Origin of the sequence: Streptomyces sp. A 4/2 (assembly GCF_940670765.1) — a bacterium.
Lineage (GTDB): Bacteria > Actinomycetota > Actinomycetes > Streptomycetales > Streptomycetaceae > Streptomyces.
On sequence record NZ_CALNVW010000049.1, the window covers coordinates 144,986 to 168,344 of the forward strand.

Sequence of the window (23,359 nt, forward strand, 5' to 3'; positions counted from 1 at the left end):
GCCTGGCGCATAGGCCAATTGGCCCCATGGGACGCGATTACCGACCATGAGGCACGGGCAAACGTGGGGGTATGGGCTGGACGCACGACTACGGTGACGCAGCAAGCAACCGCCGCTCGGCCACGGGCCTGAGCACCTACGAGAGGGACGGCACCCCCGACCGCGAGCATGATCCCCGCCTCGGCATTCCGCGTATCCTCCGCCGTCGGGCCCGCTGGGTCTCCGCGCGGCTCCGCCATTCCCGGCCGTGATTGACCGGACCGGCTCCGAGGCTCAGCGCCCCGTGAGGTAGCCGAGGCCCGGGTGCACACCCCGGTAGCCGTCGAGCAGTCTCCTCGCGACATTCACGGAATCGACCAGCGGATGCAGGGCGAACGCCCGCACCGCCGCCCGCGTCGACCCGCTCTCCGCCGCTTCCAGTACGCAGCGCTCGACTGCCTTCACGGCGGTCACCAGACCGGCCTCGTGGCCGGTCAGCTGCGATACGGGCAGCGGGTGCGGACCGTCCGCGTCGACCCGGCACGGGACCTCGATGACGGCCGTTCCGTCGAGCACGCCGAGCGTGCCCGCGTTGGGCACATTGAGGATGAGCGTGGTGCTCTCGCTCCGCGCGATGGCCCGCATCAGGGCCAGCGCGACATTCTCGTACCCGCCGGACTCCAGGTCGTCCGCGGCCCGTTCGCCGGCACCCGCCGCCTCGCGGTTCTCCGCCATGTACGTGGCTTCGCGCTCGGCGCGGGTACGGTCCCAGGCCGCCAGGGCGGGCGTCGCGGGATGCGCCATCTCGTCGTAGAACCGCGCCTGCTGGTCGCGGAGGAAGGCGCCGCGGGTCTGCTCGGCCTGCTGGTACGCGGCGACCGTCTCGCGGTTGAAGTAGTAGTAGTGCAGGTATTCGTTGGGGACGGACCGGATCGAACGCAGCCAGTCCGCGCCGAAGAGCCTGCCCTCCTCGAAGGAGGTCAGCAGCCGCTCGTCGTCGAAGAGTCCGGGCAGCAGGTCCTGCTCGCCGACGTACAGACCGCGCAGCCAGCCCAGGTGGTTCAGCCCCACGTAGTCGAACCGCGCCAGGTCGGGGTCCGCGCCGAGGGTCCGGGCGACCCGGCGGCCGAGTCCGACCGGCGAGTCGCAGATGCCGATGACCCGGCGGCCGAGATGGGCCGCCATCGCCTCGGTGACCAGTCCGGCCGGGTTGGTGAAGTTGATGACCCAGGCTTCGGGCGCGATCCGGGCCACCCGCCGGGCGATGTCGACGGCGACCGGGACCGTACGCAGTCCGTACGCGATGCCGCCCGCACCCACGGTCTCCTGGCCCAGCACGCCCTCGGCCAGCGCCACCCGTTCGTCGGCCGCCCGGCCCGCGAGCCCGCCGACCCGGATCGCCGAGAACACGAAGTCGGCCCCGCGCAGCGCCTCGTCGAGGTCGGTGGTGGTACGGACCTCCGGCGCGTCCGGCACACCCGCCGCCTGGTCGGCGAGGACCCGCGCGACGGCGGTCAGCCGGGCCGGGTCCAAGTCGTGCAGGGTGACCCCGGTGACCCGGCCGGGGGCGTGGTCGCGCAGCAGCGCGCCGTACACGAGCGGTACGCGGAATCCGCCGCCGCCGAGAATCGTGAGCCTCACAGCGCGCATCCCTGGGTGTCGACCTGCTGGTTGGCGCTGAGCCCCTTGGCGATGTCCTGACGGATCTCGTCGGCCGAGAGCGCGTAGCCGGTGTTGCTGTCGTCGAGCGATTTCGCGAAGACCACGCCGTACACCTTGCCGTTCGGGGTCAGCAGCGGGCCGCCGGAGTTGCCCTGGCGGACCGTCGTGTAGAGGGAGTAGACATCGCGGGTGACCTTCCCGCGGTGGTAGATGTCCGGGCCGTTGGCGTTGATCCGGCCGCGGACCCGGGCGGAGCGGACGTCGTACGCACCGTTCTCGGGGAAGCCCGCGACGATCGCGCTGTCACCGCTGTGCGCGGCCTGGTCGGTGCCGGTGAACGTGAGCGCGGGCGCCCTCAGGTCCGGCACGTCCAGTACGGCGATGTCACGCGACCAGTCGTAGAGCACGACCTTCGCGTCGTACAGCTTGCCCTCGCCGCCGATCTGCACGGTCGGCTCGGTGACACCGCCGACCACATGGGCGTTGGTCATCACCCTGCGGTTGCCGAAGACGAAGCCCGAGCCCTCCAGGACCTTGCTGCATCCCGTCGCCGTGCCGACGACCTTGACGATCGACTTCTTGGCGCGCTCCACGACCGGACTGTCGGCGAGCGCCGGGTCGGGCGGCTTGACCTCGGTGATCGGCTCGTTGGCGAACGGGCTGAAGACCTGCGGGAAGCCGTTCTGGGCGAGCGCCGAGGTGAAGTCGGCGAACCAGGTGCCGGCCTGGTCCGGCATCACCCGGGACACCCCGAGGAGCACCTTGGAGGTGCGGACCTCCTTGCCGAGGGTGGGCAGTGTCGTACCGGCGAGGGCCGATCCGATCAGCCAGGCCACCAGCAGCATGGCCAGTACGTTGACCAGTGCGCCGCCGGTGGCGTCGAGGGCACGCGCCGGTGACCAGGTGATGAAGCGGCGGAGTCTGTTGCCGAGATGGGTGGTGAAGGCCTGGCCGACCGAGGCGCACACGATCACGATGACGACCGCGACGACGGTGGCGCCCGTGGACACCTCGGACTTGTCGGTGACCCGGTCCCAGATCAGCGGAAGCACGTAGACGGCGACGACACCACCGCCGATGAAACCGGTCACGGACAGGATGCCGACGACGAAACCCTGGCGGTAGCCGATGACCGCGAACCACACAGCGGCCAGCAGCAGCAGGATGTCCAGCACGTTCACCGTCGGGAGCCTCGCATTTCGTTGCCGGTCACGGCCCTCCGGCCGGTGGTCCGGCCGCTCGGGGGGTCGCTGCGGATCGCAGCGTCGCCCGAGTGGCCCAGTACGGCGCCCAAGTGGCCCAGTACGTCGGCCAGCCTGTCATGCGCGCCAGTCGAGCGGGACCTGCTTCGTGCGGTCCCACGACCGCTCCCAGCCCGCGAAGTGCAGAATTCTGTCGATCACTCCTGCGGTGAAACCCCAGACCAGAGCGGATTCGACCAGGAACGCGGGGCCCCGGTGGCCGCTCGGGTGGACCGTCGTGAACCGGTTGGCGGGGTCAGTGAGATCGGCCACCGGAACCGTGAAGACCCGGGCGGTCTCCCCGCTGTCCACCGCCCGTACCGGACTGGGCTCGCGCCACCAGCCGAGGACGGGCGTCACGACGAACGCGCTCACCGGGATGTAGAGCCGGGGCAGCACACCGAAGAGCTGCACACCCGCGGGGTCGAGCCCGGTCTCCTCCTCGGCCTCGCGCAGCGCCGCCCGCAGGGGACCCGTCGTCTGCGGATCGCCGTCCCCGGGGTCCAGGGAGCCGCCCGGGAAGGACGGCTGTCCCGCGTGCGAACGCAGACTGGTCGCCCGCTCCATCAGCAGCAGCTCGGGCCCGGAGCTGCCCTCGCCGAAGAGGATCAGCACGGCGGACTGCCGCCCGCTGCCGCTCTCCGGGGGCAGGAAACTGCTGAGCTGCTCGGGCCGCACCGTCCCGGCCGCCCGTGCCACGGGCGCCAGCCATCCGGGCAGCCCGCTGTCCGTCACGGCGACCGGGCCCTCCTGGGCCCGGCCGGTGTGGGTCTCTCCCGCGCGCGTCATCGGCACCCCCGCTTCTCCCAACGACCGCGGCCGGTCTGATCGTTCCGCCCTGCTGTCACCCGGCCCCCATCGGAGGAGCGGGCTGCCCCGGGTAGTCCGCCGGGGGCTTCAGCCGCTGGCCGGGCCGCCCGCCCTTCTCGTACTTCAGGAGCTTCTGCGCCTTCTCCGGGTCGGTCTCGCCCTCGCCGTACGACGGGCAGAGCGGGGCGATCGGGCAGGCTCCGCAGGCCGGTTTGCGGGCGTGGCAGATGCGGCGGCCGTGGAAGACGACCCGGTGCGAGAGCATCGTCCAGTCGCTCTTGGGGAAGAGCGCGCAGACCTCCGCCTCGACCTTCACCGGGTCCTCCTGCTCCGTCCACTTCCAGCGGCGCACCAGTCGGCCGAAGTGGGTGTCCACAGTGATGCCAGGAACCCCAAAAGCGTTACCAAGTACGACATTTGCCGTCTTCCGCCCGACGCCGGGCAGCTTCACGAGATCCTCTATCCGGCCCGGCACCTCACCGCCGAAGTCGTCCCGGAGGGCGGCGGAGAGCCCGAGGACCGATCTGGCCTTGGCCCGGAAGAACCCGGTCGGCCGCAGGATCTGCTCCAGCTCCTCGGGGTCCGCAGCCGCCATGTCCTCGGGGGTCGGGTACTTCGCGAAGAGGGCAGGGGTCGTCTGATTGACGCGCAGGTCGGTGGTCTGGGCGGAGAGGACCGTGGCGACGAGCAGCTCGAACGGGTTCTCGAAGTCGAGCTCGGGGTGGGCGTACGGGTAGACCTCGGCCAGCTCCCGGTTGATCCGGCGCGCCCGGCGGACCAGGGCGGCGTGCGACTCCGGCCTGGGGATCTTGACGGGTTTCACGGACGCGGCCGGCTTGGCGGACGCCGTCGGCGGCTTGGCGGGCACGGTCGCCTTCTTGGGTCTGTCGGGCGCGGTCGCCTTCTTGGGCGCGGTCGCCTTCGCGGGTCCGTCGGGCGCGGTCGCGTCCTTCGCTGCGGGCTTCCTCGCCGCGGCCTTCTTCACTACAGCCCCCTTCACCGGTTTCGTCACTTTCGCGGCCTCTTTCGCCCGGGTGGGCGTCTGTTCGCCCACAGCTGAATCGTGACTCGCCGACACCCGTTCAGCCCCCTTGTCCCGTGCTCTCACCGGCGATTTGGACACCCGGCCAGCCTAGAGCCCGGCACCGACATCCACCCCGGTCACAGCCAATCACCAACCCAATCGGCCCCCTCCCGCACAAGCCTGGACCCCGGTGCGTCAAACTTGTGACTGATCACACTGATTTACCCGTCCGGCATGATGGGGTCCAGCCGGTCCCCTGAGCAGGTCGACAAGGAGAGAACTCGTGGACGACGTTCTGCGGCGCGCCCCGCTCTTCGCGGCGCTCGATGACGAGCAGGCCGCTGAGCTGCGCGCCTCGATGAGTGAGGTGACGCTCGCCCGTGGCGACGCCCTCTTCCACGAGGGCGACCCCGGCGACCGCCTCTATGTGGTCACCGAGGGCAAGGTGAAGCTGCACCGCACCTCCCCCGACGGCCGCGAGAACATGCTGGCGGTGCTCGGCCCCGGCGAGCTCATCGGAGAGCTGTCCCTCTTCGACCCGGGCCCCCGTACGGCCACGGCGTCCGCGCTCACCGAGGTGAAGCTCCTCGGTCTGGGCCACGGCGACCTCCAGCCCTGGCTGAACGTCCGCCCCGAGGTGGCCACGGCCCTGCTGCGTGCCGTCGCCCGCCGCCTGCGCAAGACCAACGACCAGATGTCCGACCTGGTCTTCTCGGACGTACCCGGCCGGGTCGCCCGTGCGCTCCTCGACCTGTCGCGCCGCTTCGGTGTGCAGTCGGAGGAGGGCATCCACGTCGTCCACGACCTCACCCAGGAGGAGCTGGCCCAGCTGGTCGGCGCCTCCCGCGAGACGGTCAACAAGGCCCTGGCGGACTTCGCGGGACGCGGCTGGCTGCGCCTGGAGGCCCGTGCGGTGATCCTGCTGGACGTGGAGCGCCTCGCCAAGCGGTCCCGCTAGCTCCTGCCCGTACAGCTGTGAAGGGGGCGTCCTGCCGGTCGGCGGGGCGCCCCCTTCGCGTGCTCAGATCAGCCCGTGCTCCCGCAGGTACTCCAGCTGTGCCCGCACCGAGAGTTCCGCCGCGGGCCACAGTGAGCGGTCGACGTCCGCGTACACCTGCGCCACGACCTCCGGCGCCGTCGTGAGGCCGTTCTCGACGGCCGTCTCCACCTGGGCGAGCCGGTGGGCGCGGTGCGCGAGGTAGAAGTCGATGGCGCCCTGCGCGTCCTCCAGTACCGGCCCGTGGCCCGGCAGCACCGTCCGCACCCCGTCGTCCACCGTCAGCGAGCGCAGCCGCCGCAGCGAGTCCAGGTAGTCGCCGAGCCGCCCGTCCGGGTGCGCGACCACGGTCGTACCGCGGCCGAGGACCGTGTCACCGGTCAGGACCGCCCGGTCGGCCGGGAGGTGGAAGCAGAGCGAGTCCGCGGTGTGGCCGGGCGTCGGTACGACCCACAGCTCCAGGCCGCCGGTGGTGATGACGTCCCCCGTGCCGAGCCCCTCGTCGCCGAGCCGCAGCGCGGGGTCCAGCGCCCGTACGTCCGTACGCGTCAGCTCGGCGAACCGTGCCGCACCCTCGGCGTGGTCCGGGTGCCCGTGGGTCAGCAGGGTCAGCGCGACCCGCTTGCCCGAGCTCTCGGCGGCGGCGATCACGGCCCGCAGATGTACGTCGTCGAGCGGACCGGGGTCGATGACGACGGCCAGGTCCGAGTCCGGCTCGGAGACGATCCAGGTGTTCGTGCCGTCGAGGGTCATCGCGGAGGCGTTGGGCGCGAGGACGTTGACCGCGCGGGGAGTGGCCGGCCCGGACAGGACACCGCCCCTCGGCTGGCCGGGGAGGGCTGCTGCGTCGCTCACGCGGGGGCTCCTGTCGTACGGGCCGTTGCCTTCGGCCGCCTTGCCGTCCGGGCTCCTGCTGCCGGGGTCCCGGCCGTCCCGGGGAATGTCGTCACGAGGACCGCGCCGTCACTGCGGGGCTCCCGACGCCGGCAGCCGGCGGGTGAACTCATCATGGCCCGGCCAGCTCAGCACCAGCTCACCGGCGTCCAGGCGCGCCCGCGCCAGTACCGGCGTGAGGTCCTGCGTGGCCGCGCCCGCCAGCGCCTCGGCCACGGTCGCGTACGGCTGCAGGGAGCGGAGGGTCGAGATCGTCGGGGGCATCATCAGCAGCTCCCCCTTGTCGTACCGGCCGGCAGCCTCCGCGGGCCGGATCCACACCGTGCGGTCCGCCTCGGTGGAGGCGTTGCGCGTCCGCTGCCCGGCGGGCAGCGCGGCCACGAAGAACCAGGTGTCGTACCGCTTCGGCTCGAACTCCGGCGTGATCCAGCGCGCCCACGCGCCCAGCAGATCGGAGCGCAGCACCAGCCCGCGGCGGTCCAGGAAGTCCGCGAAGGAGAGATCGCGGGCGACGAGCGCCGCGCGGTCGGCCTCCCAGTCGTCGCCGGAGAGGTCGCCGACCACGGTGGTGCCGGTCTCCCCGGCGAGGAGCACGCCCGCCTCCTCGTACGTCTCGCGGACGGCCGCGCAGACGATGGCCTGGGCCGAGGCCGCGTCGACCCCGAGCCGTGTGCCCCACTCCTCGCGGGCGGGCCCGGCCCAGCCGACCGGCCGGTCGTCGTCGCGGGGGTCCACGCCGCCGCCGGGGTAGGCGTAGGCGCCACCCGCGAAGGCCATGGAGGTACGTCTGCGGAGCATGTGCACGGCGGGGCGCCCGTCCGCCGCTGTGTCCGCCCGCCCGTCCCGCAGGAGCATGACGGTGGCGGCCCGGCGGGGTTCCACGGCGGTGAGCTCGCCGGATGCCAGGGCGCGGATGCGGTCGGGCCATTCCGGCGGGTACCACTGACCATTGGACATGGGCGGAGGCTAGCCGCTCCCGCCGTGATGTTCGAGAGGGGCGCCGGACCGGGCCGCCCCGGAGAGCGTCAGGAAGGGCGGACGCCCGGAACCGTGCCCGTCGGGAAGAACGGGACGTCAGGAACGCCCGTCCGTCGGTCCCGTCGGAGAGTGCGGGACGGGGCGCCTGCCCCAGCCCCGCCCGCCCCTAAGCCCGCAGCTCGACCTGGATCTCCACCTCGACCGGTGCGTCCAGCGGAAGCACCGCGACGCCCACCGCGCTCCGCGCGTGCACCCCGCGGTCGCCGAGCACCTCGCCCAGCAGCTCGCTCGCGCCGTTCAGCACGCCCGGCTGGCCGGTGAAGTCCGGGGCCGAGGCCACGAATCCGACCACCTTCACGACGCGCTCGATGCGGTCCAGGTCACCGACGACCGACTTCACCGCGGCCAGCGCGTTCAGCGCGCAGGTCCGCGCGAGGTCGTGGGCGTCCTCCGCCGTGACCTCCGCGCCGACCTTCCCGACCAGCGGCAGCTTGCCCTCCACCATCGGGAGCTGGCCCGCCGTGTACACGTACACCCCGGACTGCACGGCCGGCTGGTACGAGGCCAGCGGCGGCACGACTGCGGGCAGCGTCAGCCCCAGCTCGGTCAGCCGCGCCTCGACGACCCCGCTCATGCGGACTTCTCGCGCTTGAGGTACGCCACCAGCTGCTCGGGGTTGTTCGGTCCCGGCACGACCTGGACGAGCTCCCAGCCGTCCTCGCCCCAGGTGTCCAGAATCTGCTTCGTCGCGTGCACCAGAAGCGGCACAGTCGCGTATTCCCATTTGGCCATACGGCGACTGTAGTCGCTGTCACCGACAGCCTCCGGCGTAGTACCGCACCCGACTGGTTAGGCTCGAATACGTGAGCAGGCTTCAGGTCGTGAGCGGCAAGGGCGGGACCGGAAAGACCACGGTCGCCGCCGCACTCGCGCTCGCCCTCGCGACGGAGGGCAAGCGCACGCTCCTCGTGGAGGTCGAGGGCAGACAGGGCATCGCCCAGCTCTTCGAGACGGAGGCATTTCCGTACGAGGAGCGGAAGATCGCGGTGGCCCCGGGCGGCGGGGAGGTGTACGCCCTGGCGATAGACGCCGAACGCGCCCTGCTCGACTACCTCCAGATGTTCTACAAACTGGGCAGCGCGGGCCGGGCCCTGAAGAAGCTCGGCGCGATCGACTTCGCCACGACCATCGCCCCGGGCGTACGGGACGTGCTCCTCACCGGCAAGGCCTGCGAAGCCGTGCGCCGCAAGGACAGGCAAGGCCGTTTCGCGTACGACCACATCGTCATGGACGCACCGCCCACCGGCCGCATCACCCGGTTCCTCAACGTCAACGACGAGGTCGCCGGGCTGGCGAAGATAGGGCCCATACACAACCAGGCCCAGGCCGTGATGCGGGTCCTGAAGTCTCCCGAGACGGCGGTGCACCTGGTGACGCTGCTGGAGGAGATGCCGGTGCAGGAGACCGCCGACGGCATCGCCGAACTGCGCGCCGCCGACCTGCCCGTGGGGAACGTCATCGTGAACATGGTCCGCCCCGCGCTGCTGGACGAGCAGGCCGTACGGACCGTGTCGGGCGACCGCCGCAAGGAGGTCGCCAAGGCGCTCACCCGGGCGGGCATCAGCGGCTCGGCGAAACTGGTCACGCCTCTGCTCGCCGAGGCCGTCGACCACGCGGAGCGGGTCGAGCTGGAGCGCGAACAGCGCGCCGTACTGGCCGCGTTGGAGCTCCCCACCTATGAACTCCCGCTGCTGGGCGAGGGAATGGACCTGGCCGGGCTGTACCAACTGGCGACGGAACTGCGGAGGCACACGACGTCATGACCCTGGACCCCGTGCCCCCGCTCGACATCGACCCCCTGCTCGACGACCCGGCCACCCGCATCATCGTGTGCTGCGGCTCCGGCGGCGTCGGCAAGACCACGACCGCCGCCGCCCTGGGCGTACGGGCCGCCGAGCGCGGCCGGAGGGCGGTCGTCCTCACCATCGACCCGGCGCGCAGGCTCGCCCAGTCCATGGGCATCGACTCGCTGGACAACATCCCGCGCCGGGTGGAGGGCGTGAAGGCCACCGGCGACGGCGCGCTGCACGCCATGATGCTGGACATGAAGCGGACCTTCGACGAGATCGTCGAGGCGCACGCGGACGGCGAACGGGCCCGCGCGATCCTGAACAACCCCTTCTACCAGTCGCTCTCCGCGGGCTTCGCCGGCACGCAGGAGTACATGGCGATGGAGAAGCTCGGCCAGCTGCGGGCCCGCGACGAGTGGGACCTGATCATCGTGGACACCCCGCCGTCGCGCTCCGCGCTGGACTTCCTGGACGCGCCGAAGCGCCTCGGGTCGTTCCTGGACGGCAAGTTCATCCGGCTGCTGATGGCTCCGGCGAAGGTCGGTGGCCGGGCCGGGATGAAGTTCCTCAACGTCGGCATGTCGATGATGACCGGGACGCTCGGCAAGCTGCTCGGCGGTCAGTTCCTGCGCGACGTACAGACCTTCGTGACCGCGATGGACACCATGTTCGGCGGTTTCCGCACCCGCGCCGACGCGACGTACCGGCTGCTCCAGGCGCCCGGCACCGCGTTCCTGGTGGTCGCGGCCCCGGAACGGGACGCGCTGCGCGAGGCCGCGTACTTCGTGGAGCGGCTGGCCTCCGAGGGCATGCCGCTGGCCGGTCTCGTACTCAACAGGGTGCACGGCAGCGGCGCCGCCCGGCTCTCGGCCGAGCGGGCGCTGGCCGCTGCGGAAAATCTTGACGACAGTCGCATTGTGGATCAGGAGGCCGGGAATGAAGGAGTTCGTGACTCCACGGTCACCTCTCCCGAGCCCGCCGAGACACCCCTTGCGAAGCCTCTGACGAAATCGCTGTCCACACCTCTGCCGGAACCCGAGTCGAAAGCTCTGCCGAAACCCGTCGGGGCCTCCCCCGACACCTCATCCGCGGCCACTGCCGGGACATCGGAGCCCGCCCCACCGGAGCCCGGCGTCGACGCGCTGACCGCGGGGCTGCTGCGCCTGCACGCCGAGCGGATGCAGGTGCTCGCGCGCGAACAGCGGACGCGCGATCGTTTCACCGCGCTCCACCCCGAAGTACCGGTGGTGGAAGTGGCTGCCCTGCCCGGCGATGTGCACGACCTCGCGGGGCTTCGGACCATCGGTGATCGCCTCGCGACCGGTCGTTCCCCGGCCTGAGTCCACTCCTTGCGCCCCGGGCGCTCCACGCCTGTCGCGGCGAGCGGCCTACCCCACGGCGGCGTACGTCTCCTCGAACGCTTCGTCGTCCGCGACGATCGCGGGCAGGATGCCCGAGCTCCGCTCGTACTCGGTGCGCGCGGTCTCCAGCAGCCGACGCCACGAGGTGACGGTGGGGCGCCGGCGCAACAGTGCGCGCCGCTCCCGCTCGGTCATGCCACCCCACACGCCGAATTCGACGCGGTTGTCGAGCGCGTCGGCCAGGCACTCCGTACGCACCGGACATCCGGTGCACACCGCCTTGGCCCTGTTCTGCGCTGCCCCTTGTACGAACAGTTCGTCCGGATCCGTAGTGCGGCAGGCTGCCTGCGCACTCCAGTCAGTTACCCAGCCCATCCCGGCGCCGTCCTCTCCCGAATTCGAGGCTCCCCCACGGCGGCAGCGGCATATTCACCGCTGCCAGTTGAGGACGTTACGGAAGGTGGGCACAGCGCAACACCCCCGTCGGGCCCAATCTTGGATGGCCCGAACGGACTATGCGTACGCGGCAGATCACCCAACGGAGTGACCCGAGGACATAAGCAACAAGCCCGGGAAACCGGGACAGTTCACCCGCGCAACATCGGACGCGAGGTGATGCATGGGGCGTATTCGGACATGCATTCACCCCATTCGGGGAGGGTGAATCCGTGTCGGGGGTCTTGATACCGAACAGCGCTGCTGTGACAGTTGGGTGCAGCTTAGGCCAAGGCATATCCGCGTGTCCGGCGAATGAGGGCTTCTCCTCAACGCTGATTCTTCTCGACCACGTAGGCTGCCCCCATGCCAAAGAAGCGCTCCGGCGGGGGTCTCACGACGACCCAGCAGGCCGCCAAATTTCTCGGTGTCGCAGCGCTCTCCGGAGCTGTACTGGCGGGCATCGCGCTGCCGGCAGCGGGAGCGCTGGGGCTCGCGGCCAAGGGCACCGTCCAGGGATTCGACGAGATCCCGGCCAGCCTCAAGACTCCGCCGCTCAGCCAGCGCACCACGATTCTCGACGCCAACAACGACCCGATCGCGACGGTCTACGAGCGCGACCGCACGGTGGTGAAGCTCAAGGACATCTCGCCGTACATGCAGAAGGCGCTCGTCGCGATCGAGGACGCCCGGTTCTACGAGCACGGCGCGGTCGACCTCAAGGGCGTGCTGCGCGCGGTCAACCGCAACGCCCAGGAGGGCGGCGCCGCCCAGGGCGCGTCGACGCTGACCCAGCAGTACGTCAAGAACGTCTTCGTCGAGGAGGCGGGCGACGACCCGACCAAGGTCGCCCAGGCCCAGCAGAAGAGCCTCGGGCGCAAGGTCCGCGAGCTGAAGTACGCGATCCAGGTCGAGGAGTCGCTCGGCAAGAAGAAGATCCTTGAGAACTACCTCAACATCACCTTCTTCGGCGAGCAGGCCTACGGCATCGAGGCCGCGTCGCACCGCTACTTCTCCAAGTCCGCGAAGGACCTGACGGTCGGCGAGTCCGCACTGCTCGCCGGTCTCGTCCAGTCACCGACCCGCTACGACCCGATCAACGACATGGAGGAGGCCACCAAGCGGCGCAACACCGTGCTGCAGCGCATGGCCGATGTCCATGACATCTCGCAGGACGCGGCCGACAAGGCGATGGGCACCCCCATCAAGCTGAAGGTCACCCAGCCCCGGAGCGGCTGCATCACCGCCGTCGAGGGTGCGGGCTTCTTCTGCGACTACGTACGCAAGGTGTTCCTCACCGACCCCGCCTTCGGCAGGACCGAAGCCGACCGGCAGAAGCTCTGGGGAGTCGGCGGGCTGACCATAAAGACCACGCTCGACCCCAAGGCGCAAGCCGCCTCCAACCAGGCGGCGACCTCCCGGGTCAAAAAGACCGACAAGATCGCGGACGCGGTGGTGCAGGTCCAGCCGGGCACCGGCCGGATCCTGGCGATGGCCCAGTCCCGCCCGTACGGCCTGGACCAGTCGAAGCACGAGACGGTGCTGAACCTCGCCGTCGACAACAAGATGGGCGGCACGTACGCCGGCTTCCAGGTCGGCTCGACGTTCAAGCCCATCACTGCGGCGGCGGCGCTGGAGAAGGGCATCAGCCCCGCGCAGTCGTTCACCACGGACTCGAAGATCTCGCTGCCCGGTGAGAGTTTCCGAAGCTGCAGCAACCAGCCCGTCGACGACCGCCCCTGGTCCGTCGGGAACGAGCTGCCGACGGAGAAGGGCACCTTCGACATGACGAGTGCCCTCGGCAAGTCCATCAACACGTACTTCGCGAAGCTGGAGCAGAAGACCGGCCTCTGCGAGACGCTCACCATGGCGGACAAGGTCGGCTACATCCGCGGCAACAACAAGCCGCTCCAGGCCGTCGCCTCGACCACCCTCGGTGGCCAGGAGTCGACGCCGCTGGCGATGGCCTCGGTGTACGCCACCTTCGCCAACCGGGGGACGTACTGCTCCCCGATCGCCATCGAGTCGGCGACGGCACCCGGCGGCAAGCAGATCCCGGTACCGAAGTCGAAGTGCAGCCAGGCGATGAGCCAGCACACCGCGGACACGGTCAACCAGATGCTCAAGGGCGTGGTCGAGGACGGCACCGGCACCAAGGCCGGCCTCAGCGACCGTGACAACGCGGGCAAGACGGGTACCACCGACGAGCGCAAGAACGCGTGGTTCGTCGGCTACACGCCGAACCTGTCCACGGCCGTCTGGGTCGGCAGCGACGGCTCCCAGCAGATCCCGATGTCCAACATCACCATCGGCGGCCAGTACTACGACAAGGTCTGCGGTGGCTGTCTCCCCGGTCCCATCTGGCGGACGGCGATGACCGGCGCGCTGTCCTCGGACACACCCGCCTTCAACCCCGTCGATGTGCCGCGCGGCAAGAGCAAGGACGCCGGTGACCACAGCGGCGACCCGAGCGGCAACGGGAACGGGAACGGCAACGACAACGGCGGAACCGGTGGCGACAACAGCGACGGCGGCAACACGGGCAACGGCGGCACCCCGCCGGGCACCGGCATCTCGTTCCCGCCGGGCTTCATCGGCGGAAACCACGGCCACGGGAGGTAACCGAGCCGGTGGTGGTACGTGAGAGGGGCGCCCGGTCTTCTGGACCGGGCGCCCCTCTGCGTGTGCGAGCGCCTGCGCGCACCTGCGTTCCTGTGTACCTCTGCGTACCTCTGCGTGCTTACGCACCTGCTGATGCGGTGGCGCGCGGCCAGGCCTCCCCGCTGGACAGCGGCGTCGGCGTCGGCGTCGGCCGGACCGCGGTGTCATCCGGCACACGGGCTCCGAGCCCTCGCCGTCGGCTCAGCTCGTGAGGCGCTTCTTCACCTCGGCCGCCACCCGGCCGCCCTCGGCCAGACCCGCCACCTTCGGGTTCACGATCTTCATGACGGCCCCCATGGCCCGCGGCCCTTCCGCGCCCGCCGCCTTCGCGTCCTCGACGGCCTGCGCGACGATCGCGCCCAGCTCCTCGTCGCTGAGCTGCTTCGGCAGATACGTGGCGAGCAGCTCGCCCTCCGCCTTCTCCCGCGCGGCGCTCTCGGTACGGCCACCCTGCTCGAAGGCCTCGGCCGCCTCACGGCGCTTCTTGGCCTCCTTGGCGATCACCTTCAGCACCTCGTCGTCGGAGAGCTCACGCGCCGACTTGCCCGAGACCTCTTCGTTGGTGATCGCGGAGAGGGTCAGCCGGAGCGTCGAGGAGCGCAGCTCGTCACGCGCCCTGATGGCTTCGGTGAGTTCTGCATGCAGCTTGGACTTGAGCGTGGTCATGCGGCCCAGTGTCGCAGGTACGTCCCTGGGGCCGCCCGCAGATTTTGTGGCGGCCCACTGTCTGCGACGATGGAGGTATGCGCGCACGCTATGGGACCCCGCTCAAAGTCACCGCAGGAATCACGGCCGTTGGCGTGGCCGGCATCGCCTATGCCGCCGGTTTCGAGGCGCGCTCGTTCCGCCTCCGACGGGTCACCGTGCCCGTCCTGCCACCGGGTGCCCGGCCCCTGCGCGTACTCCAGGTCTCGGACATCCACATGGTGAGCGGCCAGCGGAAGAAACAGCGCTGGCTCCAGTCCCTCGCGGGCCTGCGTCCCGACTTCGTGGTCAACACCGGGGACAACCTCTCCGACCCGGAGGGCGTTCCCGAGGTGCTGGACGCGCTGGGGCCGCTGCTCGAATTCCCCGGCGTGTACGTGTTCGGCTCGAACGACTACTACGGGCCCAAGTTCCGCAACCCGGCGCGCTACCTCTTCGAGAAGGCGCAGGGCAAGCACGGGCTGAACGGCAAGGCCCCGGCGACCGGCGTCGTGCACAACCCGTGGGAGGACCTCCGCGACGGTTTCGACGCGGCGGGCTGGGTGAACCTCACCAACACCCGTGGCCGCCTCAAGCTGGACGGCCTGGACATCGCCTTCACCGGCCTGGACGACCCGCACATCAAGCGCGACCGGTACGCCCAGGTGGCAGGCGGCCCCGAGGAGGGCGCCGACCTCTCCCTGGCCGTGGTGCACGCCCCGTACCTCCGCGCACTGGACGCCTTCACGGCCGACGGCTACCCCCTGGTCCTGGCGGGCCACACCCACGGCGGGCAGCTGTGCATCCCGTTCTACGGCGCGCTGGTCACCAACTGCGACCTCGACACGGACCGGGTCAAGGGCCTCTCCGCCCACGAGGCCGGCGGCAACCGCTCGTACCTCCACGTATCAGCGGGCTGCGGAACGAACCGCTACACACCGGTGCGCTTCGCCTGCGCACCGGAGGCGACCCTGCTGACACTCGCGCCCCGGCACTGACGTGGGGGGACCCGGGGGAAACCGGATTTCGTCTCAGGGCTCGGGTCCGCTAAAGTAATCGATGTCGCCGCCACAGCGAGCGACAATCGGGGTGTAGCGCAGCTTGGCAGCGCGCTTCGTTCGGGACGAAGAGGTCGTGGGTTCAAATCCCGCCACCCCGACAGCCAAAACAGCAGGTCAGGGCTGGTACTGAGAAATCAGTACCAGCCCTGATCTGCGTTGTCCGACACATGACCGTTCGGGGCGGTTGAGCTGGTCCGTTGCTCCGGACGGACGTCGGCCGATCCACATGACGGACACGGATGGCCGGTCTGTGGGACCGCTGCCGCCGAAGCGCGCTGTACGGGTACGGGATCACGCTCCTGGACCTGCGCCTTGCGGCGCCCCAGGCGGGCGGCCCGGCTGCCGGGGATTCTGGCTGCGGTGAGCAAGCAAGCGGGCGTCCGGAGCGGTCTTCTTCCTTACGAGGAGGCGCCCTGCTCGGAGGCCTTCGCCCGGTCGCCTTCCGGCTCCGCGGCCCTCAGCAGTTCCGCGGACCGGATGGTGCGGGTACCCCGCGAGACCCTCAGCCGCACCTGGGCCCCGGTCGCGATGTCCGGCGAGACCGTGGGCAGCGCCCAGGCGGTGGTCAGGTCCGTGTTCCCCTCGTCGAGGCCCAGGCCCCCCTTGCGCGACTCCATCCGCAGCACCTCACCGGTGATCGCCACTGTGACTCGTTTCCAGCCCTGAGCTGCATTCGAATTACACAAGAACCCCACAACATTCGTGGAATCTCCTCTAATCTGCCCCGAGGCGCCGCACACGGCCGGCCCGGCCCGGCAGGGCGCGTGTGCCGGCACGCGGACACGGCTCTGCGGCAGTGAGTGAAGAACAAGAACTAGGGGGGTCGCATGTCTCTTCGGGATGCACCGAGGTCGTCAGAATTCAGCGGTGGCCAGGGCAGAGAGGCCGGCAGAAGGTACGGCCGCAGGGGCTATGGAGGCCTGCTGGTCGGGTTTGTGGCCCTGACCGTCAGCCTGTCGGGGTGCTCCGGCGGGGACCAGGACACCGCCGCATCGGTCAAGTCCTCAGCTGCTGCCTCGGCTTCGGCACACATATCCGCTTCTCCGTCTACTTCCGCGTCTCCCTCCGCCACGCCTTCGGTATCCCCCTCCGCGACTCCCTCGAAGAAGCCGGTCGTCAAGGAGACGGTGAGCAACTACGCCAGCTGGAACGTCCAGAAGGCCGTGGCAGACGCGCGCAAGCACCGGGTCACGTCGGTGTCGTACACGGACGCGAGCGAGCTGAAGCGCACCGTGGTGCACACCTCCAACTGGAAGGTGTGCTCGCAGACTCCGTCCGCCGGCAGCTACAGCACGGCCACGAAGCTCACGTTCAAGATCGTGGGTTCGGGCGAGTCATGCACGCACCCACCGCGCGCCTCGTCCGGCAGTACGTCCAGCAGCGGCGGGTCGTCCTCGTCCGGCGGCGCCGGCACCGGCTCGGGTGGAAGTACGTCGCCGGGCGGCAGCTCCACCAAGGCGCAGTTGTGCAGCATCCGTTCCAACGCCGGTAACTGCTACCACGCCGGGCAGTTCTGCCGGAAGGCCGACGTGGGCGCGACGACCACGGACGCGGCCGGGCGGAAGATCGCGTGTGGCTTCGAGTCCGGCTCCAACCGTTGGCATTACTGAGCAACGAGCGGTACAGAGATCACCATGCGGACCCGGTGTGCGAGGGGCAGGGCGTCCCGCGCTCTGCCCCCGCACAGCAGGGTGGGTCGGGAGACTAGATCCCGAAGGGTGCTGCGTAGTGGACAGTGCCGCTGGGCAATTGGTGGGCCTCGTCGAGGGACATGGCCATCATGGCCTCGTCCGGGACGTCGATGCTCAGGCCGATGCCGTGCGTCGAGGCGCGGATGAAGCCGAAGCGCGGGTAGTACGCGGGGTGTCCGAGGACGGTGACGTAGTGCTCGTCCATGTCCTTGGCGGCCCGGAGGGCGGCGCGGATGGCGGCGGAGCCTGCGCCGCTCCTCTGGTGCTCGGGCCGTACGGCGACGGGGGCCAGGCACAGGGCCGGGGCGTCGCCGATGTGGCAACGGGTCAGCAGCGCGTGGCCGATGACCTTGTCGTTCTCGTCGGTGGAGACGAGGGACAGGCCGTCGATCCAGGAGGAGTCGGCGCGGAGGGCGTCGACGAGGTCGGCCTCGCCGGAGGTCTCGAACGCGGCGAGGTCGATGTCGCGGATGGTGGCGATGTCGGCGGGGGTCTCGGGGCGGGTGTCCCAGGTGGTCATGGTTGGGGTTCCGTTCGTGTGTGCACGGGGCGGGGGTGGGGCTGGGAACGCGCGGTGGCGTGGTCGCATTCGCCGCTGTGTTCGCGGCGCAGGGGTGGCCTCCCCCCGCAGCCATGCCTGCGCCTCGCCCGTCCCTGGCCTCGCCCGTCGGCGTGGGCGATCCGCTCGGTGTGCCGAGCAGGTGGCCACCACTGGCGTCGAAGCGGTGCAGACGGCATCTTCGGCCTGGATCTCAGCAGCGTAGGCGTAGGCGTCCACACGCTGCGCCGGAATCATTCCTCGTCGAGGATCTCCCCCAGCGCGGAACGTGTCTCGGCGATCTCGGACTCGGCGAGTTCGTAAGCGCCGTGAGCCCGGTCCACAGCCTCCCTACCAATAGCCAGAAAGCCGAAGAGACCTGCGGTGAACCCAGCCAGGATTGCGCTGAACCTTGCGGCGCGGGCGGCTGATACCGCGTACCGGAGATTCAAGCGAGCTGCGGCTCGCTGCCCCTGTGCCCCTCGATTCCTCGCGGCCTCAGAAGCGTTGACCGTGCCTTTAGCGCAGACCTCCGCGAGGGCCGCGAAAACGAAGGTCAGAGCGACGACACCGCCGAAGGCCGCGCACACTGCGCCGAGAACGCTTCCGAGACGATCTCCCGTCGACGCCCGGCCCATGAGGGCTGCAACCACGCAGTAGCCCGACGCGCCGAAGAGCATGACAGTGAGCCAGGTCCAGCCGAACAACGCCTCTCCGGCCCCTACCCGCTCCTCGGCCTCTTCCTCTTCCGGCTGGTTCCCGGCAGGACGGGCTTTCCCGCGGCATCGCTGTCCCCGGAGTGCCTGAGGCACATCATCCCGGCCGTCACCCGGCGGCGCGTGATGGTTGTTGACGTCCCCGTACACGTCGCCTGCGATGAACACACCAGGCCCACGGTTGTGCTGCCCGCCCTGGCTCGGGGAATCACTCGTGAATGCCATGCGCTGCGCCGTGGTTGATAGTGAGGCCGCCCTCGATGTTTCCGTTGATAAAGGTGCCCGTTCCGTGGTTGTGCTGCTCAACTACAGAGGTCGACCGGCCCTGCCAGGCCAGGGCCGACAGTTCCGCGTACGCGACCGGTTCCGACTCTGCCAGTCCCACGAGCACAGGGGCCCACACAGCCGCGGCGGCCCGTAGGACGGCCTCACGATCACCTGCCAGAGCCTGGACCACAGCGGCCCGGTCCCGGTCCAGACGTTCGAGTTGAGCTGCCGCCTCGTCCTCATGACCGCTACGTCGGCTCAGACGGCCAATTGCCTCCCGAACCCGCTGATACGCCTCCTGGGTCGCCTGGGTGAGAAAGGTCGCAGCCACAGTCGTCGCCGCGAAGGTCGCTTCGTCCACTCGCATCTCCCCCATCCGGTCGCAGCACTGTATCCACGTGCGCCCCAGACGGCGGCCGGAACGGCCCATCCCGCATTCGAGGCAGACTCAAGAGACAAATGCATTCAACTCAGATGTACCAGGGCCGGGCCGACTGGGTAGCTGTTCCCACTAGAGAGTCGGAGCCGTCGGCGTTGTTACCGAGGACCGCGTCCGGGGCGTCTGTCGGAAGCGCGGATGATCCGGTGAACAACGCCAAGAAATGGGGGCCTTCTCACGAAGTTCCCGTCGGCGGGGCGCTCCGTCGCAGGACCGTTCGTGCCGCGGTCAGCAGGGCTGTCAGCGCCGGGTGGTGGTTCCGCGGGAGCCAGACCAGGGCGGAGACCGACGGGGGGAGGTCGGCGACGGAGACATAGGCGACGCCGGGACGGGGGTAGAGGTGCTGGGCCGCGGTGGGGAGGAAGGTGATGGCCTCGCCCCGGGCGACCGTGAGGAGCATCGATTCGATGTCCGGGGCCACCGGCCCGAAGCGTACGGAGGCGCCGTCCGGGCGGGGGTTGACGACCCAGTCGTCCCACCACAGCCGCGGGGCGCCGGCCGGGACGTCGACGACGGTTCGGCCGGACAGCTGCGCGAGGCAGATCTGCGGCTCGCCTGCCAGCGGATCACCGGCGGGCAGGCATGCCATCCGGGGCTCGGTGGCCAGGTGCAGGGTCCTGAAACCCGGGGGCAGCGGGGGCCGCAGAAAGGCGACATCGATGTCCCCGCGCGCGAGGCCCTCGATCTGCTCGGTGAAGTCGACGCTGTGTATCTCGAAGGTGAGGTGCGGGTGTTGGGCGCGCAGTTCGGTGAGGATCGCCTGGGTGTACGGCATGGCCGCCTCGGCGCCGATGGTGCCGATGGTCAGGTGCCCGCGAAGCTCCCGGGAGTGCGCGTCGGCGGTCCGGCGGATCCGGTCCAGCGCCGCGATCACCGCCCTGGCGTCCGGTATCAGCGCGGCGCCGGTGTCGGTGAGCCGTACCGTACGGCTGGTGCGGTCGAGCAACGCGACACCGAGCCGGGTCTCCAGGGTGCGGATCTGCTGGCTGAAGGACGGCTGGGTCACGAACGACCGCGCTGCGGCCCGTCCGAAGTGCAGTTCCTCGGCCAGCACCAGGAACAGACGCAGCTGATGCGTTGTCGGCTCCGGGCGACTGGCGGCAGGCATGGCGTGCGGTTCGGACGTGCCGTTCGCGGGTTCCATGGAGGAAAGGCTATCGATCCGGCGCCATTTCACGCCCGGCCTTCCCCTGGTCTCCCCCTCCCACGGGTGCCAGCATCAGGGAGTCACTCGCTGGGAGGACTTCAGGGGAAAACCGGTCCCGGTCAGTGACGGGGGAAGCGCGATTCGCATCCGCGAGTGCGCTGTGACAGGGGCGACGACCGCACTCGTGGCGAACGGCGTCCCGAACACCGCGGAGCCCTGGGCAGTTGCGGTCCGGGGCTCCGTTCACAGTTCCATGCCTCTTCGTGCCTCGAATGCACCGGCGACGGCAAGGCTGTCCTCGTAGACGTGGTGCCGCGTGACCAGGCCGTTCTCGACCGTGAGGTGGAGGGCGAACCGCGCGCGGTACGCACGTATGGTCGACCGGGCGGTCAGGCGGATCTCGCCGAGCACGACCGCGTCGTTCCCGTCGACGAGGATGCGCTCGATCTCCGTCCCCACCTCCTCGGGCACGTGCTGCTCGGCGAGTTCACGGTAGTGGGCGGCCACGTCGTCCCGGGTGGACCGGTGACGGATCCACGGTGTGGCGGTCCGGCCGTGCTCCGTCTCCGGCCAGTCGAGCTTCCAGTCGACCCGCGCGGCGTACAGTTCGGCGACGCGCGCGGGGTCGCCCTCGCCGATCCTGCCCAGCAGTTCCTCCACCAGCGTGCGTGTGTCGGTGACTGTCGACGTGACTCCCCCTCGATGCCGGGCTCGCGTCCTGGTGACGTGAGCCGGGACGGCCCATTGCTGGCAGCGCGGGAGCAGGAAGAAGGGCTTGCACTCCCCGGGCCTTCTGCCAGTCCGTGGTGACCACCAGATTTCCTCCCGCAAGCAACGCGCCCGATATGACGCCTTTGCCTGCCCCGTCGGATATTGGCAGCAACCGGGATGGCCACGCCAGGCAGAGCCTGGTTGATCAACCGAACGAGTGAGGCAGCACGGGGAGAAGCGCCTCGCCGCGTACGCGAAAGGCCAGGTACGGGCGTACGGTCCACTCGGTCCACGCCCCCCGATGGCTGAGCGAGAAGCCGCAGGGCTCGCCGCGGTGCAGTGCGGCGATCGCGCCGACGCAGCCGCCCCCGTCGACCCAACTCAGCGCGCGGTGCCGCTCCATGGGCGGCAGGGTGTGCGCCAGTTCGCGTACGTCCGCACGGATGCGGCGGATCGCTTCGGCCGGTTCGGTGACGGAGCGGCGCGACGCCTCGGCGATCTTGTCGGCCTCCATGGTCCGGTAGGTGACCCGCTCGCACCAGAAGGCGGGCGTTACGGATGCGGTTGCGGTTACAGGGGCTGTGGATACGGAGTCGCGCACGACGGGACCTCCTGACGCAGCGTCCGGACTACCCCTTGCCCGCGGCCGGCGTGACGAGCAGCGGGCAAGGGGCAGCCCCTTTCTCGCTCCTCAACTGGCGCAAATTGAAGAGGAGTTGCGCACCTTCGGGCGTGGGCCTGCCGAGGAATCAGCCCGTGGCGACGCACTGCGAAGTTAGCTTTTGAGCCCATCCCGTATCAAGCGTTTGACGTCTAACGAGTGAGACCTTTCGCCCGGATGAGTGTTACGCAACGAGACGGGCGGCCCCCACCTGCGCCGGTGGAGACCGCCCGAAGCGGGAGCTGGGCCGTATCAGGCCAGGTCGTCGAACTCGCCCTCCTTCGCGCCCCCGAGGAAGGCGCGCAGCTTGGCCCGGGTCGTGTGGATGACCACGCCAGGGTTGTCGCTCTCGCGCATCAGGATCTCGCCTCCCTGCTCGGCGAGTTCGAGGCAGTTGTTCCCCTCCGGACCCGATGACTTCGAGGACTTGCGCCACTGAATTTCCATGGTTCTCACGCCTTCATACTTGTTGTGCGATTCTTCGGATGAAGTCCCGGGAACTCTCTGGATCGAGCGACCGCTCCTCGGTCCGGTCGAGCACTGCTCGATAGTTCACGAGACGAGTCTCGGCATCCAGAAAAGCAGGCCCGGTCGCGGTGTCCATCTGCACGGTGTCGAGCTGCGGGACGGAGCCGTAGACGTATTGTGTCGAACCGCCGGTCTCGGGGACACCGCCCGCCGCGAAGGGGATCACCCGAATGGTGATGTTGTCCCGGTCCGACTCCTTTAGCAGATGGGTCAGTTGACCACGGGCCACGTTCGGTCCGCCGTACGTCATCCGCAGGGCAGCCTCATGGATGAGGAACGTACAGGCGGGCGGATCTTCGCGGTCGAGCACATCTCGACGCTTCAGCCGATGCGACAGCAACCGCCGCTGGCGTGCCGGGCTCGGCGGTGGCACAACTTCCCCGAACACAGCACGGGCGTAGTCCTCGTTCTGGAGCAGGCCGGGCATGAACATAATCTGCACCGAGCGGATACCGACAGCGTGGTGCTCCAGCTCGGCCAGATCGAGCGCACCGCTGGAGAAGTCACTGCGGTAGTCCTCCCACCAGCCGCTTATGCGCTCTGCCGCCATGCCGGCGAGAGCATCGATGTACGCCGCGTCAGGGCACTCATAGTGACCGGCCCAGGTCCGCACCCGGTCGCTGCTGACGCCGAACCGGCCTGATTCGGTGTTGCTGATCGCGGTGCGGTCCGTGCTGAGCAGCGCTGCGGCCTGAGCGAGCGACAATCCGGCGTGCTCGCGCATCTTCCGCAACTCAGTACCCAGACGACGCTGGCGCGCGGTGGGCGCCTTCCTCGATGGCATCGACCTCTCCTTTTGTCGGATCCCAGTGTGACCCGTGCCCATTCGGCAGTCCACCTCGTTGAGTGAATGAGCCGACAGGGTCACACTAATTAGCCCAATGCACTAACGTCGGTACTGCCGTCAGCAGAGCCCGAAGTGCAGCCATTTCAGCGCGCCTTGAGACCGGCGCGTCGATCCGGCCATCGCCACGGACAACGAGCGGCGCACCCGTTTCGGATCGAATCGCGTAGGGAGAACGAC

The 23,359-nt window shown here is 69.7% G+C and carries 26 protein-coding genes and 1 tRNA gene; 8 read left to right on the forward strand and 19 right to left on the reverse strand.

Going from position 1 to position 23,359, the window contains the following annotated elements:
• The first annotated feature begins 71 nt into the window (after positions 1 to 71).
• Positions 72 to 251, forward strand: coding sequence for a hypothetical protein (locus NBY69_RS32470; protein ID WP_250305532.1), 180 nt, complete (start codon positions 72 to 74; stop codon positions 249 to 251).
• A gap of 22 nt (positions 252 to 273) precedes the next feature.
• Here NBY69_RS32470 and NBY69_RS32475 read toward each other — a convergent pair whose 3' ends face one another.
• The 4 genes from NBY69_RS32475 to nth all read right to left on the reverse strand — a co-directional run bounded on the left by NBY69_RS32475 (position 274) and on the right by nth (position 4,704).
• Entirely contained in the window at positions 274 to 1,620 is a 1,347-nt protein-coding gene (locus NBY69_RS32475) for a 6-phospho-beta-glucosidase (RefSeq protein ID WP_250305533.1), read from the reverse strand.
• Positions 1,617 to 2,822: a MarP family serine protease gene (locus NBY69_RS32480; RefSeq protein ID WP_250305534.1), complete on the reverse strand. Its 1,206-nt coding sequence runs from the start codon at positions 2,820 to 2,822 to the stop codon at positions 1,617 to 1,619. The genes NBY69_RS32475 and NBY69_RS32480 overlap by 4 nt, the downstream gene beginning before the upstream one ends.
• 138 nt (positions 2,823 to 2,960) lie before the next feature.
• Positions 2,961 to 3,671, reverse strand: coding sequence for a CoA pyrophosphatase (locus NBY69_RS32485; RefSeq protein WP_250305535.1), 711 nt, complete (start codon positions 3,669 to 3,671; stop codon positions 2,961 to 2,963).
• A 55-nt stretch (positions 3,672 to 3,726) separates the two neighbouring features.
• On the reverse strand, positions 3,727 to 4,704 hold the full coding sequence (gene nth / locus NBY69_RS37460) for an endonuclease III (protein ID WP_374211365.1): 978 nt from the start codon (positions 4,702 to 4,704) through the stop codon (positions 3,727 to 3,729).
• A gap of 295 nt (positions 4,705 to 4,999) precedes the next feature.
• Here nth and NBY69_RS32500 point away from each other — a divergent pair, with 295 nt between their 5' ends.
• On the forward strand, positions 5,000 to 5,674 hold the full coding sequence (locus tag NBY69_RS32500; protein ID WP_164258843.1) for a Crp/Fnr family transcriptional regulator: 675 nt from the start codon (positions 5,000 to 5,002) through the stop codon (positions 5,672 to 5,674).
• Between the two features lie 63 nt (positions 5,675 to 5,737).
• Here the strand turns inward: NBY69_RS32500 and NBY69_RS32505 are convergent, their stop codons facing one another.
• The 4 genes from NBY69_RS32505 to NBY69_RS32520 all read right to left on the reverse strand — a co-directional run bounded on the left by NBY69_RS32505 (position 5,738) and on the right by NBY69_RS32520 (position 8,377).
• Positions 5,738 to 6,568: an MBL fold metallo-hydrolase gene (locus NBY69_RS32505; protein ID WP_250305536.1), complete on the reverse strand. Its 831-nt coding sequence runs from the start codon at positions 6,566 to 6,568 to the stop codon at positions 5,738 to 5,740.
• Positions 6,569 to 6,676: 108 nt separating this feature from the next.
• Positions 6,677 to 7,564 carry an NUDIX hydrolase gene (locus tag NBY69_RS32510; RefSeq protein ID WP_250305537.1) on the reverse strand — a complete coding sequence of 296 codons (888 nt, stop codon included), beginning with the start codon at positions 7,562 to 7,564 and terminating at the stop codon, positions 6,677 to 6,679.
• Positions 7,565 to 7,751: 187 nt separating this feature from the next.
• Positions 7,752 to 8,219, reverse strand: a complete 468-nt coding sequence (locus NBY69_RS32515) for a RidA family protein (protein WP_250305538.1) — start codon at positions 8,217 to 8,219, stop codon at positions 7,752 to 7,754.
• Positions 8,216 to 8,377, reverse strand: a complete 162-nt coding sequence (locus tag NBY69_RS32520) for a DUF4177 domain-containing protein (protein ID WP_164258849.1) — start codon at positions 8,375 to 8,377, stop codon at positions 8,216 to 8,218. Before NBY69_RS32520 ends, NBY69_RS32515 begins: the two co-directional genes overlap by 4 nt.
• 71 nt (positions 8,378 to 8,448) lie before the next feature.
• Between NBY69_RS32520 and NBY69_RS32525 the strand changes: the two genes are divergently transcribed.
• Both NBY69_RS32525 and NBY69_RS32530 read left to right on the forward strand, forming a co-directional pair.
• Positions 8,449 to 9,408: an ArsA-related P-loop ATPase gene (locus tag NBY69_RS32525; protein WP_250305539.1), complete on the forward strand. Its 960-nt coding sequence runs from the start codon at positions 8,449 to 8,451 to the stop codon at positions 9,406 to 9,408.
• Complete coding sequence (locus tag NBY69_RS32530) at positions 9,405 to 10,775, forward strand: ArsA family ATPase (protein WP_250305540.1); 1,371 nt, start codon at positions 9,405 to 9,407, stop codon at positions 10,773 to 10,775. Before NBY69_RS32525 ends, NBY69_RS32530 begins: the two co-directional genes overlap by 4 nt.
• Positions 10,776 to 10,823: 48 nt before the next feature.
• On the opposite strand, the gene NBY69_RS32535 is transcribed toward NBY69_RS32530, so the two are convergent.
• On the reverse strand, positions 10,824 to 11,171 hold the full coding sequence (locus NBY69_RS32535) for a WhiB family transcriptional regulator (protein ID WP_250305541.1): 348 nt from the start codon (positions 11,169 to 11,171) through the stop codon (positions 10,824 to 10,826).
• A 426-nt stretch (positions 11,172 to 11,597) separates the two neighbouring features.
• Here NBY69_RS32535 and NBY69_RS32540 point away from each other — a divergent pair, with 426 nt between their 5' ends.
• Positions 11,598 to 13,853 (forward strand): transglycosylase domain-containing protein, encoded by a 2,256-nt coding sequence (locus tag NBY69_RS32540; RefSeq protein WP_250305542.1) that lies wholly within the window; start codon positions 11,598 to 11,600, stop codon positions 13,851 to 13,853.
• Positions 13,854 to 14,093: 240 nt separating this feature from the next.
• On the opposite strand, the gene NBY69_RS32545 is transcribed toward NBY69_RS32540, so the two are convergent.
• Complete coding sequence (locus tag NBY69_RS32545) at positions 14,094 to 14,558, reverse strand: GatB/YqeY domain-containing protein (RefSeq protein WP_250305543.1); 465 nt, start codon at positions 14,556 to 14,558, stop codon at positions 14,094 to 14,096.
• A gap of 77 nt (positions 14,559 to 14,635) precedes the next feature.
• On the opposite strand from NBY69_RS32545, the gene NBY69_RS32550 reads away from it, so the two are divergent.
• Positions 14,636 to 15,574, forward strand: a complete 939-nt coding sequence (locus NBY69_RS32550) for a metallophosphoesterase (RefSeq protein ID WP_250305544.1) — start codon at positions 14,636 to 14,638, stop codon at positions 15,572 to 15,574.
• 87 nt (positions 15,575 to 15,661) lie between these two features.
• A tRNA-Pro gene (locus NBY69_RS32555) sits at positions 15,662 to 15,735 on the forward strand.
• A gap of 300 nt (positions 15,736 to 16,035) precedes the next feature.
• Here NBY69_RS32555 and NBY69_RS32560 read toward each other — a convergent pair.
• Positions 16,036 to 16,281 carry a hypothetical protein gene (locus NBY69_RS32560; protein WP_250305545.1) on the reverse strand — a complete coding sequence of 82 codons (246 nt, stop codon included), beginning with the start codon at positions 16,279 to 16,281 and terminating at the stop codon, positions 16,036 to 16,038.
• Positions 16,282 to 16,764: 483 nt separating this feature from the next.
• Here NBY69_RS32560 and NBY69_RS32565 point away from each other — a divergent pair, with 483 nt between their 5' ends.
• Positions 16,765 to 17,247, forward strand: coding sequence for a hypothetical protein (locus NBY69_RS32565; protein ID WP_250305546.1), 483 nt, complete (start codon positions 16,765 to 16,767; stop codon positions 17,245 to 17,247).
• Between the two features lie 94 nt (positions 17,248 to 17,341).
• Here NBY69_RS32565 and NBY69_RS32570 read toward each other — a convergent pair whose 3' ends face one another.
• From NBY69_RS32570 to NBY69_RS32605, 8 genes are all read right to left on the reverse strand, one after another.
• Complete coding sequence (locus tag NBY69_RS32570) at positions 17,342 to 17,848, reverse strand: GNAT family N-acetyltransferase (protein WP_250305547.1); 507 nt, start codon at positions 17,846 to 17,848, stop codon at positions 17,342 to 17,344.
• 272 nt (positions 17,849 to 18,120) lie between these two features.
• On the reverse strand, positions 18,121 to 18,750 hold the full coding sequence (locus tag NBY69_RS32575; protein ID WP_250305548.1) for a hypothetical protein: 630 nt from the start codon (positions 18,748 to 18,750) through the stop codon (positions 18,121 to 18,123).
• Positions 18,751 to 18,790: 40 nt separating this feature from the next.
• Entirely contained in the window at positions 18,791 to 19,210 is a 420-nt protein-coding gene (locus tag NBY69_RS32580) for a hypothetical protein (protein WP_250305549.1), read from the reverse strand.
• Between the two features lie 253 nt (positions 19,211 to 19,463).
• Complete coding sequence (locus NBY69_RS32585; protein WP_250305550.1) at positions 19,464 to 20,432, reverse strand: LysR family transcriptional regulator; 969 nt, start codon at positions 20,430 to 20,432, stop codon at positions 19,464 to 19,466.
• A gap of 246 nt (positions 20,433 to 20,678) precedes the next feature.
• Entirely contained in the window at positions 20,679 to 21,098 is a 420-nt protein-coding gene (locus NBY69_RS32590; protein ID WP_250305601.1) for a nuclear transport factor 2 family protein, read from the reverse strand.
• Between the two features lie 253 nt (positions 21,099 to 21,351).
• Complete coding sequence (locus NBY69_RS32595) at positions 21,352 to 21,747, reverse strand: hypothetical protein (protein ID WP_250305551.1); 396 nt, start codon at positions 21,745 to 21,747, stop codon at positions 21,352 to 21,354.
• 312 nt (positions 21,748 to 22,059) lie between these two features.
• A complete protein-coding gene (locus NBY69_RS32600; protein WP_250305552.1) occupies positions 22,060 to 22,254 on the reverse strand; it encodes a DUF397 domain-containing protein in 195 nt (64 codons plus the stop codon).
• Between the two features lie 13 nt (positions 22,255 to 22,267).
• Positions 22,268 to 23,119, reverse strand: a complete 852-nt coding sequence (locus tag NBY69_RS32605) for a DUF5753 domain-containing protein (protein ID WP_250305553.1) — start codon at positions 23,117 to 23,119, stop codon at positions 22,268 to 22,270.
• Positions 23,120 to 23,359 lie beyond the last annotated feature (240 nt).

What these genes read in the sequence shown, in the direction of transcription:
- NBY69_RS32515 (WP_250305538.1), bottom strand. Translation starts at nt 8,219, where the DNA reads ATGAGCGGGGTCGTCGAGGCGCGGCTGACCGAGCTGGGGCTGACGCTG.
- NBY69_RS32535 (WP_250305541.1), bottom strand. Translation starts at nt 11,171, where the DNA reads ATGGGCTGGGTAACTGACTGGAGTGCGCAGGCAGCCTGCCGCACTACG.
- NBY69_RS32510 (WP_250305537.1), bottom strand. Translation starts at nt 7,564, where the DNA reads ATGTCCAATGGTCAGTGGTACCCGCCGGAATGGCCCGACCGCATCCGC.
- NBY69_RS32600 (WP_250305552.1), bottom strand. Translation starts at nt 22,254, where the DNA reads ATGGAAATTCAGTGGCGCAAGTCCTCGAAGTCATCGGGTCCGGAGGGG.
- NBY69_RS32550 (WP_250305544.1), top strand. Translation starts at nt 14,636, where the DNA reads ATGCGCGCACGCTATGGGACCCCGCTCAAAGTCACCGCAGGAATCACG.
- NBY69_RS32520 (WP_164258849.1), bottom strand. Translation starts at nt 8,377, where the DNA reads ATGGCCAAATGGGAATACGCGACTGTGCCGCTTCTGGTGCACGCGACG.
- NBY69_RS32470 (WP_250305532.1), top strand. Translation starts at nt 72, where the DNA reads ATGGGCTGGACGCACGACTACGGTGACGCAGCAAGCAACCGCCGCTCG.
- NBY69_RS32570 (WP_250305547.1), bottom strand. Translation starts at nt 17,848, where the DNA reads ATGACCACCTGGGACACCCGCCCCGAGACCCCCGCCGACATCGCCACC.
- NBY69_RS32540 (WP_250305542.1), top strand. Translation starts at nt 11,598, where the DNA reads ATGCCAAAGAAGCGCTCCGGCGGGGGTCTCACGACGACCCAGCAGGCC.
- NBY69_RS32585 (WP_250305550.1), bottom strand. Translation starts at nt 20,432, where the DNA reads ATGGAACCCGCGAACGGCACGTCCGAACCGCACGCCATGCCTGCCGCC.
- NBY69_RS32545 (WP_250305543.1), bottom strand. Translation starts at nt 14,558, where the DNA reads ATGACCACGCTCAAGTCCAAGCTGCATGCAGAACTCACCGAAGCCATC.
- NBY69_RS32485 (WP_250305535.1), bottom strand. Translation starts at nt 3,671, where the DNA reads ATGACGCGCGCGGGAGAGACCCACACCGGCCGGGCCCAGGAGGGCCCG.
- NBY69_RS32530 (WP_250305540.1), top strand. Translation starts at nt 9,405, where the DNA reads ATGACCCTGGACCCCGTGCCCCCGCTCGACATCGACCCCCTGCTCGAC.
- NBY69_RS32605 (WP_250305553.1), bottom strand. Translation starts at nt 23,119, where the DNA reads ATGCCATCGAGGAAGGCGCCCACCGCGCGCCAGCGTCGTCTGGGTACT.